Consider the following 18040-nt stretch of genomic DNA (forward strand, 5'->3'; position numbering starts at 1 on the left):
CGGAAAACTAAAAACTTAGAGCACATGTTCGATTCAGCGAACACCGAATGTGCTCTAAAGCGCCCTTTCGGTCTAACACAAAAAAGACGCGCTCCAGCAATGTTAGAGCGAAACTGTGCGCTTATTGCGTTGCAAAGTTCAGAAGATTGCTGTCCAAATTGAGGCTTTCAGCTATCTGCCAATAGATTTTCCAATATTTTTGTCAGCGCCAGCGGAGAAACCGTTTTTCTATGATGCTGATAACCCAATTCATAATTAAACCGAAGAGCGAAAGAATAACAACACCGGCAAAAAGCTGAGGCAAATTATAATAGGCACCTGCATTGTTAATGTAGGCACCAATGCCGAATTCAGAGCCGATCATTTCGGCTGCGACAAGCAGGATAATACCGATTGAGAGCGAGATCCGTAAGCCTGATAGGATGCCGGGTAGGGCACCGGGCAGAACAATCTTGCGAACGATTGACCACCAGCTGAGATTGAAGCTTTGCCCCATACGTATCAATGTTCTATCGACATTATCGACAGCGCCGTATGTAGCGACGACCGTAGGCGTGAAAATTCCAAACGTCAGAAGCGCATATTTCGAGGTTTCATCGATGCCGAACCAGACTATAAATAAGGGTAAAAGCGCGATTTTCGGGATTGGAAAGAGTGCGGCAATAAGGCCGATAAGACCTGCTCTTATATAGGTGAACAGTCCCATCAAAATGCCAACGCCAATGCCGCTTACAACGCCGAGAACAGCGCCGACAAACAGTCGTCTCAAAGAGGGCGCAAGATTGCCCCACAATTCTCCTGAGCGGAACAGTTGTACCAGCGTCATGAAAATCGTTGAAGGCGCAGCAAATGCGACTTGTGATATAAGGCCGGAACGTACGGCATATTCCAGAAACAGAATAAACACAGCAAATACAACGATACCTATCAGGTAATAAGGTTTGGGTGCGAACCCTTTTCCACGAAAGGGTACAGGACGCATATCGCTCATGCTTGCAGCTCCTTATCGGCAGCCTGTGCCTCTTCCCGCATCATTTGCCAAAGTTCATCTTGCTTGCTGGCCAATGTGTGATCCGCCATATGCCTTTGATCCAACGGTATATCGATTTCCACCATGTGACGAATTTTTCCAGGTCGGCGCGAAAGTACAGCAATGCGGTGCCCTAACCGCACAGCTTCGCCGAGATTATGCGTGACATAAACAGCAGTAAAGGGTTGGCGTAGCCATAGGCTGACAAGATCATCCATCAAAAGGTCGCGTGTCTGACTGTCGAGGGCCGAAAGCGGCTCATCCATCAACATGACATCCGGGCGTACAGCCAATGCCCGTGCTATGGCAACACGTTGCTTCATGCCGCCAGAAAGCTGCTTGGGCAATGCCGAGGCAAAATCAGAAAGTCGGGTGCGTTCCAATACGTCTGCAATAATGTCTTTCCGCACTTTGTGTGGAAGAGAGTGATCTTCCAGTACAAGGCTGACATTGCCTTCCACTGTTCGCCAAGGCAACAATGCAAAATGTTGGAAAACATAGGTCAATGGATTGAGACTATTTGCAGCCGGAGCGCCAATTTGTAAAACATTTCCATGTTCGGGTACTTCAAGTCCACCGAGGAACCGTAAAAGTGTCGATTTGCCACAACCGGATGGACCCACCAGACATAAAATTTCGCCTGCGCGAACATCAAGATCGATCCCGTCGAGTACCGTCACATCGCCATAGCGATGGCTGACATTTTGTAGCTTGAGTTCCATACTTTTAGATAACCTTCACAAACGATGTATCGAAAAGTAGGTCTTCTGTGACGTCCACCGTCATCATGCCGCTATTTTTGATCCAGTTCAATTGATCAAGACACGAGGCTTGACGCAGTGTCAGGTTTTTGTTGATACGCATGGAGGCATCGACCAAATTCGCCTCTGCCTCGCTCTCTGGAAGTTCGCGATCGATGTAGCGATGCAGGATTGTGCATAGATCCTGCACATCGGATGCATTGGTTGTTTTGTCAACAAAAGCATTATTGTAATCATCAATCGCCCTTGAATAGGCGCGTATAAACGCTTCGGTACGCCGCCGATTAGCCGCATTGGCTTTTGAGGTGAAAAGCGTTGTGACTTGATAGTTATCAACATAATCTGAAACCAGTCCGATTTCTTTGGCTTGATTTTGGCTGACGATCTTCTTTGCAATTCCTGGTTGCACGATGAGACAATCAATCTGATTGCTGCCGAGAGCGCCGATCAAAGCACCGACTTTCTGCAGAGGCCTCATGGTAAGCGTCTTGACATCAAAACCACATGCCTGCGCAATCTTATACCCCATGTAATCGAAGGAAGATCCGGCTGTTGTAATCCCGAAAGAATGATTGGGTAATTTTTCTGGACTGGTCAAGCCGCCTTCATAGGCCTTGTTGGATGCCAAAATTACGTGCCCGCGTTTGCCTTTTTCTTCTGCCAATGCGCCGCCAATAATACGAACAGTATCATTGGCAGCAAGTGAAACCAAACCTCCGGTGATCGCGGTTAGACCATAATCGACACCGCCGGACGCTACCGCAACAGCAAGCGCTTGTGCTGCTTCAAAATATTTAAATGTCACATTCAGACCTTCTGCGGAATAATAACCGCGGTCAAATGCGATGAATGACGGGGATTGGCTGGGAAGCCTTATGACACCGACTGTCATAGCGTCGCCGGAAGCAGATGCATTTGCACCCGTGGCCAATAAAGCCGACATAGCGGCCAATTGTGTGAGCATTGTCCGACGGTTTACGGTGTAATTTGTCATGATTTCGTCCCAAATAAACAATCCCAAAGTCTTTTCTACCGGGACAGCGCGAATATCAAGCCTTTTCAAGGAATAAAAAGCCAGATTGCCATACGCGCATCAATTTAATCGGCGGGGTTGTGTTCGCTTTTCAATAAGCCTTTTGGGTGAAACAGCTTGAGCACTACAGCAAGGCTGCAGAATGGCGGCTTACGCGGGTTTTATCGTTCAACGCCTTCGCTCGGTAATTTAAATCGGCAAATAGCTTTATCATCAGGCGGTTTCGCGACGTTTCTTAGCGGCAAAAATCCTGCGGTCAAATGAAACGGTTCAGACGCTAATTTTCGTCGCCGTCATCATCGCCATGTGGATGGGGCTCGCCTATCTGAATGTTGGCATCTTCCAAGGTGAGTTCACCGCGTTCGCAAGACTGATACATCCAGTCGGCGAACTTTGTTTTCAGCGCATTGAGGAATTGAAAGTCGGCATAGTAGATGCGGTTTGCAGCCATGCACCAAGGGACATCGTCAGCGGGAATGCCGGATTGTTTATGCAAGGCTTCGGTGACATAAGCCACCCCTTCCGCGCAGTTTTGCGAACGGCAGTAGTTTTTATCCTGCGCAAAGGCATAAAGCTCGTTTTGCCCTATATGATTGATCAAAGGGATAAAAGATAACGCGCCGCCAATAAAAATGACGAACAACAAGACAAAGGTTATAACCCATTTGTTTTTGTGCATATTTTCAGTATTCCCGACGATCGCATCGTGATGCGTAAAACCATGTGAAGATGACAGAATAAAGACTAATACCGCTGGAATATACAGATAAATCGCTTTTAATGTTGGAAAAATAGCTTCTCTCTTCCGGCTGCATGTTCTATTCGAAGAGAGCAATGGAAAAACAGCTATGAATGAACCGTCAATGTCACCGTCTGAAACATCCGATGTTTTGCCAAAAACTATTTATGGCGAAGATGGAGCCATTGATGCGTCATTTCTGGAGCGGGTGGAAACGGCGCTCGACGACGACGATGCGTTTTTTTTGCATGAAGATGTAGCCAATCTGCATCCATCCGAACTTGGGCATCTGATTGACGCGCTTGCGTCGGAACAGCGCCAGATTTTGGTGCAAAGGCTGGGAGATGAATTTGACTTCGCTGCCTTGACCGAAGTTGACGAAGCCATCCGTCTTGAGATTATGGATGCGCTGCCAAATGCGCAGATTGCCGAAGCGGTTCAAGAGCTCGATTCTGATGATGCCGTCTATTTGCTTGAAGATCTCGACGAAGAAGATCAGGCAGAAATTCTTGCGCAGCTCCCTTTTACCGAACGTGTTCGATTGCAACGGTCGCTGGATTTTCCAGAAGATAGCGCTGGTCGGCGTATGCAGTGCGAGTTTATTGCCGTACCGCCATTTTGGACAATTGGTCAGGTCATCGACTATATGCGCGAGGACGAAGGTCTGCCAGACCATTTTATGCAAGTGTTTGTCATTGATCCTACCTTTCACCTGCTAGGGGCGATAGACCTTGATCGCCTGTTGCGCAGCAAGCGGCCTGTCCGGGTGGATGAGGTTATGCATGAAACCCGTTACGTTATACCCGCCACCATGGATCAGGAAGCAGCTGCGCAGATATTCGAGCAATACGACCTTCTATCCGCTGCAGTTGTGGATGAGAATGAACGGCTCGTCGGTGTTTTGACCATTGATGATGTCGTTGACGTCATTCAGGAAGAGGCGGAAGAAGATATTTTGCGTATGGGCGGCGTCGGCGACGAAGAACTATCCGACACAGTGATACAAACGGCACGATCACGTGCGCCCTGGCTTTCCGTCAATCTGCTGACCGCCTTTATTTCGGCCGCTGTTATCGGGCTTTTCGACGGTACGATCCAACACATGGTGGCGCTCGCCATTCTCATGCCGATTGTGGCATCCATGGGTGGCAATGCGGCGACCCAAACCATGACGGTTACCGTACGCGCTATCGCCACGCGCGACATTGATATCTACAATGCGGCCCGCGTGATACGACGTGAATTGTTGATCGGTATGATGAATGGAGCCTTATTTGCTTCGCTTATCGGTCTTGCTGCGGGATTGTGGTTCGGCATTCCCGATATCGGCATGATTATCGGCGCGGCTATGGTTATCAATATGATAGCCGCGGCTATGGGGGGAATATTGATCCCGCTTTTATTGCACCGCTTTGGTGCCGATCCGGCGATTGCATCGTCGGTTTTTGTCACGATGGTCACCGATGTTGTCGGTTTTTTCGCCTTTCTTGGATTGGCGACGTGGTGGTTCGGTTTTAACGGATAGCGCTTATGCATGAATATTATTCCATCAGCGAACTGACCAAGGAATTCGGTGTAACAACTCGTACGTTGCGTTACTATGAGGATGAGGGCTTGCTCGTGCCTTTTCGTCGCGGGCGCACCCGGCTTTATACACAGGTAGACAGGCATCGCCTGCAGCAAATAATGCGAGCCAAACGCTTAAATTTTTCCTTGGCTGAGATTGCGCAATTGCTGACCATGTCCGGTGCGCCGCCAGAGGACGAGGGCAGGGTGCAACAGATGATTGCGGTCATCAAGCATAAACGCGAAGAACTGCGACAGATGCGACGCGATATCGACGAGTCCCTCCACGAACTTGAACGCATAGAGGAAACGTGCTTCGAGCGGCTGGCCGAACTGGACGTTAACCGCTGATTTTGTCTGATATTATCAACTTTACAATACTGCGGAACAACAAAGCAGTCTTTTAGGGCTTGGTTGTTTGATCATTCAGGTGTTCGGTCATTTTGCTCCAGCACATATTGATCGGGATTTGCAGCCTTTCGTCAGTCTGTTCAATTTCACCGCGTGAAAAAGCACCTAAAAGCTTTTGTGCTTCGATACGGTCGAAAACACATCCGCAAAAGGTTTGACAGGTCGCCTTATCTGCTTGGGCGGCGCATTCGGTGATGCAGGCATTTTCCATGGGCAAACGGAGTACTTGCGGTGATGGTGGAACAAATTGTGACACAACAAAAAGGATCGCGAGCAGGATTGGCTGGTGTACGAGGTAGAATAATAGGCTGTGACGGCCAAGCCATTGCAGTGTCTGGTTGAGCCAATGGGTGCGAAAGCCCGCGCGCAAAAGGTGCATAATATTTGTGATCGTCATGAGGCGTGCAAGCGTTATGCCCGCTAACCCCGCTGCAAACCACGGGAAAAACGGAACGTAATCGAACGATAATGGCGGAGATGTCGACAAACCGACCCAAAGCAATAGCGGCGTATTGAAACTATCCGATTGCAGGAAAGTGTTTGCAGCGCAAACAGCAATAATGACGATAATGTTGAGCACCAATGGTGTGCGCAGAAACAATAGGCCCACGATGCTGGTTAAGGCGATTTCGTGCAGAATGCCGAAATAGATGAAGCCTTGTGGCAAAACAAAATAGGTGACCGCCGAAACGAGGCAGGCAGAGAGCACAATCATAATCAGGCGTTTGCTGAAGGATCGCCATCTTATCGTCTGGCCATGGGCAAGATAGAGACTGAAACCTGACACAAACAAGAAAGAGAAAGCGACAATACGCGCCAGAATAAGCAGACTGCCTTCAGCTGGAACTGTAGACGGAATATAGGAGAAATAGCTCAAATCCCAACTGAAATGGTAAATGAGCATACCAAACAAAGCCAATCCGCGAATAATATCAAGCTTCTGCAGTCGTTTATGGCTTGTTGGTGTATCGTTCATAAGCTTACCCTTTTTTATCTGTTTACCATAAACAGTAGGCTTTGCTATGAAGACACATGAACAGGCGTTATTTTCCTGTGGGTATAAGGAGAAACAAATGCCGAAACGGGAAAATGTCCATGATGTGATCGAAAGCCGTAAATCCATTCGTGCTTTTTTGGATAGACCGGTAGAGCGTATAACACTTGAGCGGTTGTTGCAGCTTGCCGGAAGAGCCCCTTCAGGTGCCAACATGCAGCCATGGCAGGTCGTTGTCATCACCGGGGAACCGCTGCGCGTCCTTGGCAAACGGCTTTATGATCTTTCCTTATCCGGTGTGGAAGTCGAACGCGAATATAACTATTACCCACAGCATTGGCGCGAGCCCTATCTCGCGCGTCGCCGTAAGTTGGGGTGGGATCTTTACCGTAGTTTAGGCATAGCCAAGACGGATCGTAGTGAGATTGCCCGGCAGCAAGCCAAGAATTTCAGATTTTTTGATGCACCCGTCGGGCTTATCTTTACAATGGACCGCGATATGGAGATAGGCAGTTGGCTTGATTTGGGGATGTTTATACAAACATTGGCCTTGGCTGCGCGGGCTGAAGGACTTGATACCTGCATCCAGGCAGCTTTTTCCGAATATCATCAACAGGTTGCTGAAACATTGCAGATCGATAGCCATCGGCAGGTGATCTGTGGCATGGCAATGGGCTATCGTGACGAATCTGCGCCGGAAAACAATTTTGCCACAGAACGCATGGATATTTCACAATTTGTCCGGTTTATAGGCTGATGAACCCATCTTAGACTGTTATAAATTGACACAGTTTTTGCAAGTTTACCGCCTGTTAATCAGAAATGAGCGTTTTTTATGTCTTTTAATCGCTGTTAACTTGTTTTTAACGTTGTGTATTGCGACCAGTGCGTTTATAGGTCGCCACCTCGACAAACTTCCTGTTTCGCAAAACGGGACGTGATCAGTTTAAAAGGTTGGTTTATGGAAAACGCTGTAGAAAAGTCTTGTTGGGCCGTGGCAGCACGCGCAACATTGGCATTCGTTGGTTTGATCTTTCTTGCCTATCTGACAATCGGTTTTTGAACGAGACAGAACGCTCAAAACATCTTATAGATAAGAGTTCGTCTGTCTATAAGTTGATAAAAGCCCATGTTTCTCTCTGTCTTCGAACTCTTCAAAATTGGTATCGGCCCGTCCAGTTCCCATACGATGGGGCCAATGACGGCTGCAAATATGTTTCTGGACGAAATTGCTTCAGGCGCATGGCCTAAGCCAGCAAATGCTTCGGTTACGCATATTCGTGCCTATCTGCATGGATCTCTTGCGTTCACCGGTGTTGGCCACGCAACCGATAGAGCAGTTATTTTAGGACTTTTGGGACTAAAACCGGCAACCATCAATCCCGATAGCATGGATGCGCTGGTCGAGACGGTAAATGCCGAGAAACTCGTTCATGCAGCCGGTCATCCACCCTATCATTTTGATCCCAAGGTGGATCTTATATTTCAGCGCAAAAAAGCCCTTCCCGGACATGCTAACGGTCTTGCTTTTGAAGGACTTGATGCGGATGGAAACCTGCTCATTCGTCGCGTCTACTATTCGATTGGCGGCGGCTTTGTCGTCACTGAAGACGAGATAAACCGCGTTCGTCATGATGATAAAAAGGAGGTGGCAAATGTGCCTTATCCTTTTGCATCGGCGCGCAGCATGCTTGAAATGGCCAAACAGAGCGGCCTGACAATTGCCGAGATGAAACGTGCAAATGAAGAAACGACCATAGCGCGTGAAATGCTAGATAAAGGTCTTGATGACATTTTTGAGACAATGACGGCGTGTGTCGATCGTGGCCTGTTACGTGAGGGAGAGCTCCCCGGAGGTCTGCATGTCAAGCGTCGTGCAAAACGGCTGCATGACAAACTTGAAGATGACTGGAAAAAGAACCGGTCTAACCCGCTTTTGGCAAATGACTGGCTTTCGGTTTATGCGATGGCCGTCAATGAAGAAAATGCTGCCGGCGGGCGTGTTGTAACGGCACCGACCAACGGAGCAGCTGGCGTAATACCGGCGGTTTTGCGTTATTATCTGCGCTTTAATGACGGTGCAGATCGGGCAGGGGTGTATAATTTCTTATTGACGGCGGCAGCTGTCGGCGGTGTCATTAAACATAATGCCTCAATATCCGGTGCCGAGGTCGGTTGTCAGGGGGAGGTCGGATCAGCGTCTTCAATGGCGGCCGCGGGGCTGACCGCGGCGCTCGGAGGCAATGCGCTACAAATTGAAAATGCGGCGGAGATTGCTTTGGAGCATCATTTGGGCATGACCTGTGATCCGGTGGCCGGTCTGGTTCAGGTGCCCTGTATCGAGCGAAATGCATTGGGAGCGGTAAAGGCCGTAACTGCAGCATCCTTGGCGCTTCATGGTGATGGCACACATTTTGTTTCGTTGGATGCGTGCATCGAAACAATGCGGCAAACCGGTCGTGATATGAGTGATCGCTATAAGGAAACCAGCAAGGGCGGCCTTGCAGTCAATGTTACGGATTGTTAAAAACACCTATGGCGCTTCATATCGTAAAATTATGTGTTGGTTGTTCTTCAATAGAGGAATTGGCAAGCTGGATTGATTTCAGGCTCGATGAAAAGCGCGCCATGGGGGAAGCGCCAGAGCAGTTTCATACCACCAGAATGGTGCCTAAAAGGCAGGATGAGATTCTCGATGGTGGTTCACTCTATTGGGTCATCAAAGGAAATATTCAATGTCGGCAGAAAATATTGGATATTCGCCCTTTTACTGACGCTGAAGGCATTCATCGTTGTCATTTTGTGCTGGAGCCAAAGATTATCCCAACCATCTGGCAGCCAAGAAGGGCATTTCAGGGATGGCGCTATCTTAAAGAAGATGAAATCCCTGCCGATGATGTCTTCAATGGAGATAGCCAATTGCCAGCCGCATTAAAGCAGGAACTGGCCAGCTTAGGTCTTTTGTGACCGTCATGTGTGAAGGACAGACTATGTTCTGTTAGATGTTTGTTGCGCCGAGCCGTAATTTTACCGCGGCACTGCCATCGCGGCTCGCCACACGTAAATGGATGCGAACCGGCTCCAGGGACATGCGACGATTGCGCTGGGCCTGACAAATTAACAGTCCGATGAGTGACCGTGTACCAAGACCACGCGGGGTGTTTTTAAGATCAGCCAATTTGGTGGCGGCATCTTGAAGCGATCGTAATGTTAGCAGCGAACGCGGTTGTGAGAACGATCCGCTGCTGAAATCCAAATCAATAGCATTTGCCATGGCTGTTACCTTTTACGCAAAACTCAAACACATTTACTGTGATATCGCGTAGCAGTTAAAATTTGCTTTCTTTAATGCAGAACATGCGTCCCATGCTGCTTTTTTCGAGTTAAACCCTACAAAACGTGCGCGGTAGTAACGCTGACCGTCTTTATCGAAAACCTGTGTGTAAGGGCTGGCACTTGCCAGCACGGGGCGCGCAGCTCCCGCAGCATTGGATAACATCGTGTCCGCTTGTTCCTGATTTGGCAGCGAGCCGATCTGTATTGCCCAACCGGAAGGGGCAGGACGCGCATTTGCTGGTGCTGATGCCGTGATAACCGGATCGATATTCTCGTTAAGAGGAACTTTCGGGGTGGGGGCGGGTACGATTGCCTGATTGGCCGCCGCAATGGCAGAACGCGTCTGGCGAGGCTGGCTTGCAAGGGCTGTCAACACCGCTGCATCATCGCTGCTTTGCGAAGCTGCAACAACTTTTGCTACTGGAACAGGTGCTTCATGTCCGGCGGGTAGGTCATACTGGGTTGCAGCCATCAAAGGTGCGCGTGTCTTGGAGCGGCTGGCTTGAGGCAGATAACGACGCAACAATTCGGCCATATGCGCATCACGAAGGGCTGATGAGCGTCCGCCCATCACAACGGCGACGATGGAACGGCCATCCATGCGCATGGATGTTGCAAGATTGGAGCCTGACATACGGGTATAACCGGTTTTAATACCATCGACGCCCTGCATGTTTTTTACGAGGCGGTTGTGCCCGTTGATTGTTTGCCCCCGAAATGAAAAGCTGGTTGTTTTAAACCATTCATACTGGCGGGGAAAATGTTCACGCAGTGCCAAGGACAAGATGGCCATATCACGCGCGGTGGAATAATTTTGTACGTCGGGAAGCCCGGAAGCATTGGCAAAATTGGTATTCATCATACCAAGGCGGCGTGCTTTCGCGGTCATGATTTGGGCAAAACGCTGTTCAGAGCCACCCAGATACTCGCCGATTGCGGAAGCGACATCGTTGGCCGACTTTGTAATCAATGCCTTGGCAGCCGCTTCAGCCGGAATGGTTTGACCGGGTCTGAAACCTATCTTTGTGGGTGGGCGCGCCGCAGCATAAGCAGAAACCGGAATAGGCGTGTTGGGTGTCACGCGACCAGACTGCATGGCTTCAAAAAGCATATAAAGGGTCATCATTTTGGTCAGTGACGCGGGGTATCGTCGTGCATTGGCATTGACCTGAAAAAGCGTTTTCCCCGTGTTTGCGTCCACAACAATAGCGGCGTATTTATCCGCATAGGCGCCCTGTGGCGCTGCTTTTGCTATTGTGAAAGACATAGAAAGTGCCATGGTGGCAATTGCTGTTTTTTTGACGAAATTCGCAATTTTCTGGTAGGCTATACGCACTTTAAGATACCCTTTTTGACGCCCGACGAAATCCGCGGCAGAGTTTCCCCTGTCGTGGCATTCGGCAAAACTCTACCCAAACACCGTTACCAATCCGTTTATACGAATCATTTTTCTCATTTTTTGAAATGGCGGTTTCTTAAAAACTGCTATGAATCTCGGCGCGTATTGAAACATTTGTTGCAATGCGATTTGAAGGGCTTAAAATTCCGATTAAAAGCACTACATGGAAAGCCATGATGGAAAGCAGAACTAAAGCATTCGAGTTGACGATAAACAGGACCACTATGCACCGGGAAGGCGGCGATAGTGGGGATGAAATGGGGCATGATGCAGGCGTTGTGACCCAGATTAAGCCAAAACTTAAAAAACCCGATCATTATCGGGTCCTTCTTTTAAATGACGACTATACACCCATGGAATTTGTGATTTTTGTATTGGAAAAATTCTTCCGCAAAAACCGCGAAGATGCCACCCGCATTATGTTGAATGTCCATCAGAATGGTGTCGGGGAATGCGGTGTTTATTCTTACGAAGTTGCCGAAACAAAGGTTGCGCAGGTTATGGATTGCGCACGCCAGAACCAGCATCCGCTGCAATGCGTGATGGAAAGGAAGTGATCGCCAATGCCTTCTTTTACGCCCAGTCTTGAAATGGCGCTGCACAAAGCGCTTACAATTGCCAGCGAAGCACATCATGAATATGCAACGCTGGAACATCTTTTGCTTGCTTTGCTTGATGACGTCGACGCAAGTTCCGTCATTCGCGCCTGTAGTGTCGATATCGAGCAGCTCAGGTCGCGCTTGACGCAATATATTCAGTCCGAGCTTGATGCCCAAATTGGCGATGATGAGGACACCAAGCCCACAACCTCGTTCCAACGTGTCATTCAGCGCGCCGTTATCCATGTTCAGTCCGCCGGACGGGACGAGGTTTCGGGGGCAAATGTTCTGGTAGCAATTTTTGCTGAGAGAGAAAGCTTTGCTGCATTCTTCCTGCAAGAATTGGGCATGACCCGATATGATGCTGTCAGCTTCATATCGCATGGAATCGCGCCTGATGGTTTGCCTGGCTTGTCGCTTGATGATCACGATGATGATCTTGACGAGGATGACGGGCAGACTGCGAAAAAAACGCCGGATGCGCTATCGGCCTATTGTGTCAATCTCAATCAACGGGCGCGCGACGGTAAGATAGATCTTCTTATCGGTCGCGATAAGGAAGTCGCGCGTACCATACAAATTCTGTGTCGGCGGTCGAAAAACAATCCTTTGTTGGTTGGTGATCCGGGTGTCGGTAAAACCGCCATAGCCGAAGGCTTGGCGAAAAGAATTGTTGATGGCGATGTGCCTGAGGTTTTGCTTGGCGCTACTATTTTCTCGCTTGATATGGGTGTGCTCGTTGCCGGCACACGATATCGTGGTGATTTCGAGGAACGGCTGAAACAGGTTGTAAAAGAGCTCGAAGCCTATCCCGGAGCAATATTGTTTATTGACGAGATACATACGCTTATAGGTGCCGGCGCAACTTCAGGCGGCAGTATGGATGCTGCCAATCTGTTGAAGCCAGCTTTGTCTTCGGGTGCAATCCGTTGCATCGGTTCGACGACCTATAAGGAATACCGCCAGATCTTCGAAAAAGATCGCGCATTGGCACGTCGTTTCCAAAAGATCGACGTCAATGAACCTTCCGTTTCCGATGCCATTGAAATCCTTAAAGGTCTGAAACCTTATTTTGAGGATTTTCATCAGATCAAATATACGGATGAGGCCATGAAAGCTTCTGTCGAACTGTCATCGCGCTACATGGCCGATCGCAAATTGCCCGACAAAGCGATTGATGTTGTCGACGAAACGGGTGCAGCCCAGATGCTTTTGCCGAAAGGGAAACGCAAAAAGACAATCGGTGTCAAAGAAATTGAAGCAACCATAGCAACAATGGCTCGGATACCCCCCAAGGCGGTCTCTCGCGATGACCGAAAAACACTTGCCAACCTTGAAAAAGAATTGAAGCGTGTCGTTTATGGTCAAGACAAGGCGATTGATGCATTGACGTCGTCGATCAAGCTTGCGCGTGCAGGCTTGAGAGAGCCGGACAAACCAATCGGAAGCTACCTTTTTTCCGGGCCTACTGGTGTCGGTAAAACCGAGGTTGCAAAACAATTGGCCTCATCGCTTGGTGTTGAGCTTTTACGCTTTGATATGTCGGAATATATGGAACGGCATACGGTATCGCGTCTTATCGGTGCGCCTCCCGGTTATGTCGGCTTTGATCAGGGTGGACTATTGACCGATGCAGTGGACCAGAATCCGCATGCGGTGGTGCTTTTGGATGAGATCGAAAAGGCACATCCTGACCTCTTCAATATACTGTTGCAGGTTATGGATCATGGCAAATTGACCGATCACAATGGCAAGCAGATTGATTTTCGCAATATCGTCTTGATCATGACCACGAATGCTGGTGCTTCAGATATGGCAAAGGCGGCGATCGGCTTTGGCAAGACACAGCGTGATGGTGATGATGTCGAGGCAATCAATCGGCTGTTTACACCAGAATTTCGCAACCGCCTGGATGCCATAATCCCGTTTGCACCGCTGCCCGAACCTGTCATCCATCAAGTTGTGCAGAAGTTCATCCTTCAGCTTGAGGCACAGCTGGCCGATCGTGAAATTACCTTTGAACTATCTGATCCTGCAATCAAGTGGTTGGCCGATAAGGGTTATGATGCGCGTATGGGAGCACGTCCGCTATCTCGTGTCATACAGGAATACATTAAGAAGCCGCTTGCCGAAGAGATCCTTTTTGGCAAGCTGCGCAATGGCGGCACCGTGAGGGTAATGACCGACAAACAGGATAAGACAAAACTCGATCTTGAAATCATAGGGGCGGAGCCGGTGGTGAAGCCAAAAAACGGCGGAACACCGAAAGAGGATCTGAAAAGATCAACGAAAAGAAAAAGCCCAGCCAGCTAATGGAAAGCCCCGTTCAAATTTCACTTTGAACGGGGCTTTTTTAAAGCTGTTTAAAAAACGCTTTAGTCAGAACCAACTGAGAAACAGCCTGTATTCCAGTGTTTGGGCTTCAACCAGCCGATTGATAGCAAGCTTGGGCCAAATCCTTTGTCTGGTGGCCTAATGCAGCGCCGCGCGGATTTTTTTTGCCTGTTCTTCGAGAGCTGCAGGATCGGCCATAGCCCCGCTATGAGGTTTTAATTCAACACCTTCGAAGCGCGGTATAATGTGAAAATGCAGATGATAGACAGTCTGTCCGCTTGCCGGTTCGTTAAATTGCATCACTGTGACGCCGTCAGCGTCAAACGCCGCTTTGACCGCTCTAGCGATTTTTTGCACGGCTTTTATAACCGGAACGAGGGTGTCTGGTTTTGCATCCAGTAGATTGCGTGAACCAACCTTCGGGATCACCAGAGTATGGCCGCGCCCTTGTGGCATAACGTCCATAAAAGCCACCACATCATCGTCTTCATAGACGCGGACTGACGGAATTTCGTTGCGAAGCAATTTGGCGAAAATATTATCTGGATCGTATGTCTTACCCATGGTGTCTCCTCACATTAATCCTTAAGAAAATCAGCTAACCGATTCATGTAAAATCTTTAATCTCTTTTCTTCCCTGTCAGGATCGAAGCCCTCAAAGATCATCTGATCGGCATTCTTACTTGCTTTATCCCATTCGTCACGCGACTGGATCGTCCAGGCGAGGATCGGCATATCAAGTTTCTGCTTGGCAAAGCGTACAAACGGATTGAATAGCTCACGATGGTTATAGGCCACAAATTCCATATCATGAGCCAGCATTGCAAAGTGTTCTTCAATATCCTTGCGCTGGTTGCCTTCCGCTTTGATACCGTGCGGAATGGTCGGATTGGATATGCGGATGCGCCGCAATAAATGAATGTCTTGCGACATCACGGCTGATTTATTATCAAAATGGGTCAGCAGTTCGGTAACAGTGGAGATCAGTCCTACATCCAGTCCTTCATTGCCTTCTAAGTTTACCAATACGGGCACTTTTCCCGCAATGGCTTCCAGCATTTTTTGCAATGGTATGATCTGCTGTTTTCCATCGCCAAAGCGGAGATTGGCAATATCGACCGCGCGCAAATCGATGATACGTTCGCGACGGTTGCAGAGGCGCTCCAGCGAAGGGCCGTGAAAAATGATTGGCACGCCATCACGAGAAAGCTGAACATCGCAACAGATCGCATAATTGGAAAGCGCTGCAAACTCGAAAGCCTGCAGCGTATTTTCCCAAATGGACTTGTTGAAATCATGCAATCCGCGATGTGCAATGGGTCTGGTCGTTAGCCAGTCTAACCGCATCGCTTAGACTTCCAGAATGGCTTCGACTTCCACCGGAACATCCATCGGTAAGGCTGCAACGCCTACTGCCGAACGTGCATGTTTGCCTGCATCGCCAAGAATATTGACGAAAAGGTCTGATGCACCATTGGCCACCTGAGGGATTTCGGTAAAGTTCGGATCGGCTGCGACGAAAACCGTAATTTTGACAACGCGCTTGATTTTATCAAGACTGCCAAGTGCTGCTTTTGCCTGAGCAAGAATATTGATGGCGCAGGCTTCAGCTGATTTTTTTGCCTGCTCTGCTTTTACTGTTGCGCCGACTTTACCAACAGCAACAGGCTTGCCGTTTGCTAATGGCAATTGACCTGAAATAAACATCTGGTTGCCGCTTTTTGCAGCGGTTACATAATTTGCCACCGGTTGCGCAGCCTCAGGAATGGTGATGTTCCACTGTTGCAAACGGCTTTCGATTGTATCAGACATAATCTACCTCTTTTCCGGTCCTATGATATTCGCTCCATAACGCATTTTTATGGACATGAAAATGCGCCGATGAAAAAAAGAAATTTACTCGCTTTCATGCAGACTTATATGATAACGCCTGAATTAAATGAAAGATAGGATTGGACCATATGTCGAAAATGCTTTTCGCCTTGGCTGTTTATGCCTCCAGCATCGCTGTTGTACAGGCTGAAGAGCCGGTCTATATGGCGCCGCATCTGGCTATTTATGATTTGCAGCTCGACAATGCATCTGACAAATCGGGCATATCGGGGCTAACCGGCCGTATGGCCTATGAGTTCAGCGGTTCGATGTGTGAGGGCTATACGACCCGTTTTCGTTTTGTAACGCGCATCAATATGGAAGATATGCCAGCCCGTTTGACGGATCAACAGACGACGAGTTTTGAAGCGGGAAACGGCAAAGAGTTTCGTTTTGTCAGCAAAACGCTGATCGATCAGGAAGTAACAAACGAGACTGACGGTGTGGCAAAAATTGAAAAAAACGAGCTATTGGTAAAGCTTAAAAAGCCGTCTGAGGTTGAGCATAAATTAAAACCGGCTGAGTTTCCGACAGCACAGACCGAAGAGGTTATCCGGCAGGCAAAGGCCGGTCGTCACTTTTACAGGACGGTTCTATTCGATGGGTCGGATGATGCCGATAGCCTCACCGAGGCGACAGTTGTCATTGGTGATAAAAAGGACGCCAAGGCCGATAGCGAAACCAAAGTCATGGGCAAACTTGGAGAGCAAAATTACTGGCCGGTAACCATTTCCTATTTCGATGATGGTGAAAGCCAGGATGGCTTGCCAGTCTACCGTACAAGCTTTTTGCTTTATGAAAATGGTGTAACACGGGATCTGGTCATGGATTACGGCAATTTTTCCGTACGCGGCAAATTGCGGACACTTGAGCTTTTCGAAGACAAGACGCCGAAGGAGGCGTGTAAAAAGTAGCATTACACCAAAAAAGCTTGGGAAACTGTGACGTAACATTGCGCTTGTCCATTCGCTTTATGCAAAAGTGCTTGAAACTTTGTGAGAATTCGCTTATGTAGCGCCCATTCCACACGCGGAAGTTGGGTGATTGCGGGAGAAATCCGTGGTCGTCCGCCGGTGGCAGGTGTTTCCTGCCTCTTTCCGCGGAGGTTCAACCGGAAAGGATAAAACAATGGCATTGCCAGATTTTTCTATGCGTCAGCTTTTGGAAGCTGGTGTTCACTTTGGTCACCAAACACATCGTTGGAATCCAAAGATGGCCCCTTATATTTACGGCCAGCGCAATAATATTCACATCATCGATCTTGCCCAGACTGTTCCCCTTCTGCATCAGGCTTTGAAGCTTGTTTCGGACACAGTTGCTCGTGGCGGTCGTGTTCTTTTTGTTGGTACCAAGCGTCAGGCTTCAGACATTATTGCTGATGCAGCGAATCGTTCCGCCCAGTATTATGTCAATGCACGTTGGCTTGGCGGTATGTTGACCAACTGGAAAACAATTTCGAATTCCATTCAGCGTCTTCGTAAAGTTGACGAGATTTTGGCAAGCGAAGCACAGGGCTTCACCAAGAAAGAGCGTCTCAACCTTGAGCGTGAGCGTGAAAAATTGAACCGCGCCTTGGGTGGTATCAAGGATATGGGTTCCGTACCTGATCTTATGTTTATCATTGACACCAACAAGGAAGGCATTGCAATCCAGGAAGCAAAGCGTCTTGGTATTCCGGTTGTTGCTGTTATCGATACCAATTGCGATCCGGACAATATCGATTATCCAATTCCGGGCAACGATGACGCTTCTCGAGCTATTGCCCTTTATTGTGATTTGATTGCAAAGGCTGCTCTTGACGGTATTGCCCGTCAGCAGGGTGCTATGGGCGTGGATTTGGGTGCACAGGCTGAAGCTCCGGCAGAGCCTGCGCTAGAAGCAGCTGCACCTGCCGCAGAATAAGAATAGAACGGCGCCTATTTAGAGGGCGTCAATCCGCTAATATGCAAGGTCGCAGGCGTGCTGA

The 18040-nt window shown here is 48.7% G+C and carries 19 protein-coding genes; 9 read left to right on the forward strand and 10 right to left on the reverse strand.

What is annotated here, in order from left to right:
* Positions 1-202: 202 nt before the first annotated feature.
* From ACYSNS_RS06575 to ACYSNS_RS06590, 4 genes are all read right to left on the reverse strand, one after another.
* Positions 203-991 carry an ABC transporter permease gene (locus tag ACYSNS_RS06575; protein WP_461722332.1) on the reverse strand — a complete coding sequence of 263 codons (789 nt, stop codon included), beginning with the start codon at positions 989-991 and terminating at the stop codon, positions 203-205.
* Complete coding sequence (locus tag ACYSNS_RS06580) at positions 988-1752, reverse strand: ABC transporter ATP-binding protein (protein ID WP_461722333.1); 765 nt, start codon at positions 1750-1752, stop codon at positions 988-990. Before ACYSNS_RS06580 ends, ACYSNS_RS06575 begins: the two co-directional genes overlap by 4 nt.
* Positions 1753-1756: 4 nt before the next feature.
* Positions 1757-2785 (reverse strand): ABC transporter substrate-binding protein, encoded by a 1029-nt coding sequence (locus ACYSNS_RS06585; RefSeq protein WP_461722334.1) that lies wholly within the window; start codon positions 2783-2785, stop codon positions 1757-1759.
* Positions 2786-3101: 316 nt separating this feature from the next.
* Positions 3102-3503 carry a hypothetical protein gene (locus ACYSNS_RS06590; RefSeq protein WP_461722335.1) on the reverse strand — a complete coding sequence of 134 codons (402 nt, stop codon included), beginning with the start codon at positions 3501-3503 and terminating at the stop codon, positions 3102-3104.
* A gap of 169 nt (positions 3504-3672) precedes the next feature.
* Here ACYSNS_RS06590 and mgtE point away from each other — a divergent pair, with 169 nt between their 5' ends.
* Together mgtE and ACYSNS_RS06600 are read left to right on the forward strand one after the other, a co-directional pair.
* Positions 3673-5088: a magnesium transporter gene (gene mgtE, locus ACYSNS_RS06595; protein ID WP_461722336.1), complete on the forward strand. Its 1416-nt coding sequence runs from the start codon at positions 3673-3675 to the stop codon at positions 5086-5088.
* A gap of 5 nt (positions 5089-5093) precedes the next feature.
* A complete protein-coding gene (locus ACYSNS_RS06600) occupies positions 5094-5480 on the forward strand; it encodes a MerR family transcriptional regulator (RefSeq protein WP_461722337.1) in 387 nt (128 codons plus the stop codon).
* 52 nt (positions 5481-5532) lie between these two features.
* On the opposite strand, the gene ACYSNS_RS06605 is transcribed toward ACYSNS_RS06600, so the two are convergent.
* Entirely contained in the window at positions 5533-6516 is a 984-nt protein-coding gene (locus ACYSNS_RS06605) for a DUF1624 domain-containing protein (protein ID WP_461722338.1), read from the reverse strand.
* A gap of 97 nt (positions 6517-6613) precedes the next feature.
* On the opposite strand from ACYSNS_RS06605, the gene ACYSNS_RS06610 reads away from it, so the two are divergent.
* From ACYSNS_RS06610 to ACYSNS_RS06620, 3 genes are all read left to right on the forward strand, one after another.
* Entirely contained in the window at positions 6614-7291 is a 678-nt protein-coding gene (locus tag ACYSNS_RS06610) for a nitroreductase (RefSeq protein WP_461722339.1), read from the forward strand.
* Between the two features lie 372 nt (positions 7292-7663).
* Positions 7664-9061, forward strand: a complete 1398-nt coding sequence (locus ACYSNS_RS06615; protein ID WP_461722340.1) for an L-serine ammonia-lyase — start codon at positions 7664-7666, stop codon at positions 9059-9061.
* Positions 9062-9069: 8 nt separating this feature from the next.
* On the forward strand, positions 9070-9501 hold the full coding sequence (locus ACYSNS_RS06620) for a DUF1489 family protein (protein ID WP_461722341.1): 432 nt from the start codon (positions 9070-9072) through the stop codon (positions 9499-9501).
* Positions 9502-9532: 31 nt separating this feature from the next.
* Here the strand turns inward: ACYSNS_RS06620 and ACYSNS_RS06625 are convergent, their stop codons facing one another.
* Together ACYSNS_RS06625 and ACYSNS_RS06630 are read right to left on the reverse strand one after the other, a co-directional pair.
* Positions 9533-9808, reverse strand: a complete 276-nt coding sequence (locus ACYSNS_RS06625; RefSeq protein WP_461722342.1) for a hypothetical protein — start codon at positions 9806-9808, stop codon at positions 9533-9535.
* A gap of 33 nt (positions 9809-9841) precedes the next feature.
* On the reverse strand, positions 9842-11206 hold the full coding sequence (locus ACYSNS_RS06630) for a D-alanyl-D-alanine carboxypeptidase (protein WP_461722343.1): 1365 nt from the start codon (positions 11204-11206) through the stop codon (positions 9842-9844).
* 320 nt (positions 11207-11526) lie between these two features.
* Here ACYSNS_RS06630 and clpS point away from each other — a divergent pair, with 320 nt between their 5' ends.
* On the forward strand, positions 11527-11826 hold the full coding sequence (clpS, locus tag ACYSNS_RS06635; protein ID WP_461722412.1) for an ATP-dependent Clp protease adapter ClpS: 300 nt from the start codon (positions 11527-11529) through the stop codon (positions 11824-11826).
* A gap of 6 nt (positions 11827-11832) precedes the next feature.
* The gene (clpA, locus tag ACYSNS_RS06640) at positions 11833-14181 is read left to right on the forward strand and encodes an ATP-dependent Clp protease ATP-binding subunit ClpA (RefSeq protein WP_461722344.1); all 2349 of its coding nucleotides are present in this window, start codon (positions 11833-11835) and stop codon (positions 14179-14181) included.
* Between the two features lie 159 nt (positions 14182-14340).
* On the opposite strand, the gene ACYSNS_RS06645 is transcribed toward clpA, so the two are convergent.
* The 3 genes from ACYSNS_RS06645 to ACYSNS_RS06655 are packed head-to-tail and all read right to left on the reverse strand — an operon-like array spanning position 14341 to position 16014.
* Positions 14341-14766: an HIT family protein gene (locus tag ACYSNS_RS06645; RefSeq protein ID WP_461722345.1), complete on the reverse strand. Its 426-nt coding sequence runs from the start codon at positions 14764-14766 to the stop codon at positions 14341-14343.
* A 30-nt stretch (positions 14767-14796) separates the two neighbouring features.
* Positions 14797-15549, reverse strand: coding sequence for a glycerophosphodiester phosphodiesterase family protein (locus ACYSNS_RS06650; protein WP_461722346.1), 753 nt, complete (start codon positions 15547-15549; stop codon positions 14797-14799).
* 3 nt (positions 15550-15552) lie between these two features.
* Positions 15553-16014 carry a RidA family protein gene (locus ACYSNS_RS06655; protein ID WP_461722347.1) on the reverse strand — a complete coding sequence of 154 codons (462 nt, stop codon included), beginning with the start codon at positions 16012-16014 and terminating at the stop codon, positions 15553-15555.
* 149 nt (positions 16015-16163) lie between these two features.
* Between ACYSNS_RS06655 and ACYSNS_RS06660 the strand changes: the two genes are divergently transcribed.
* On the forward strand, positions 16164-16988 hold the full coding sequence (locus ACYSNS_RS06660; RefSeq protein WP_461722348.1) for a cell envelope integrity EipB family protein: 825 nt from the start codon (positions 16164-16166) through the stop codon (positions 16986-16988).
* 214 nt (positions 16989-17202) lie between these two features.
* Entirely contained in the window at positions 17203-17976 is a 774-nt protein-coding gene (gene rpsB / locus ACYSNS_RS06665; protein ID WP_461722349.1) for a 30S ribosomal protein S2, read from the forward strand.
* Positions 17977-18040: the final 64 nt, after the last annotated feature.

This window comes from Bartonella sp. LJL80 (genome assembly GCF_054871565.1).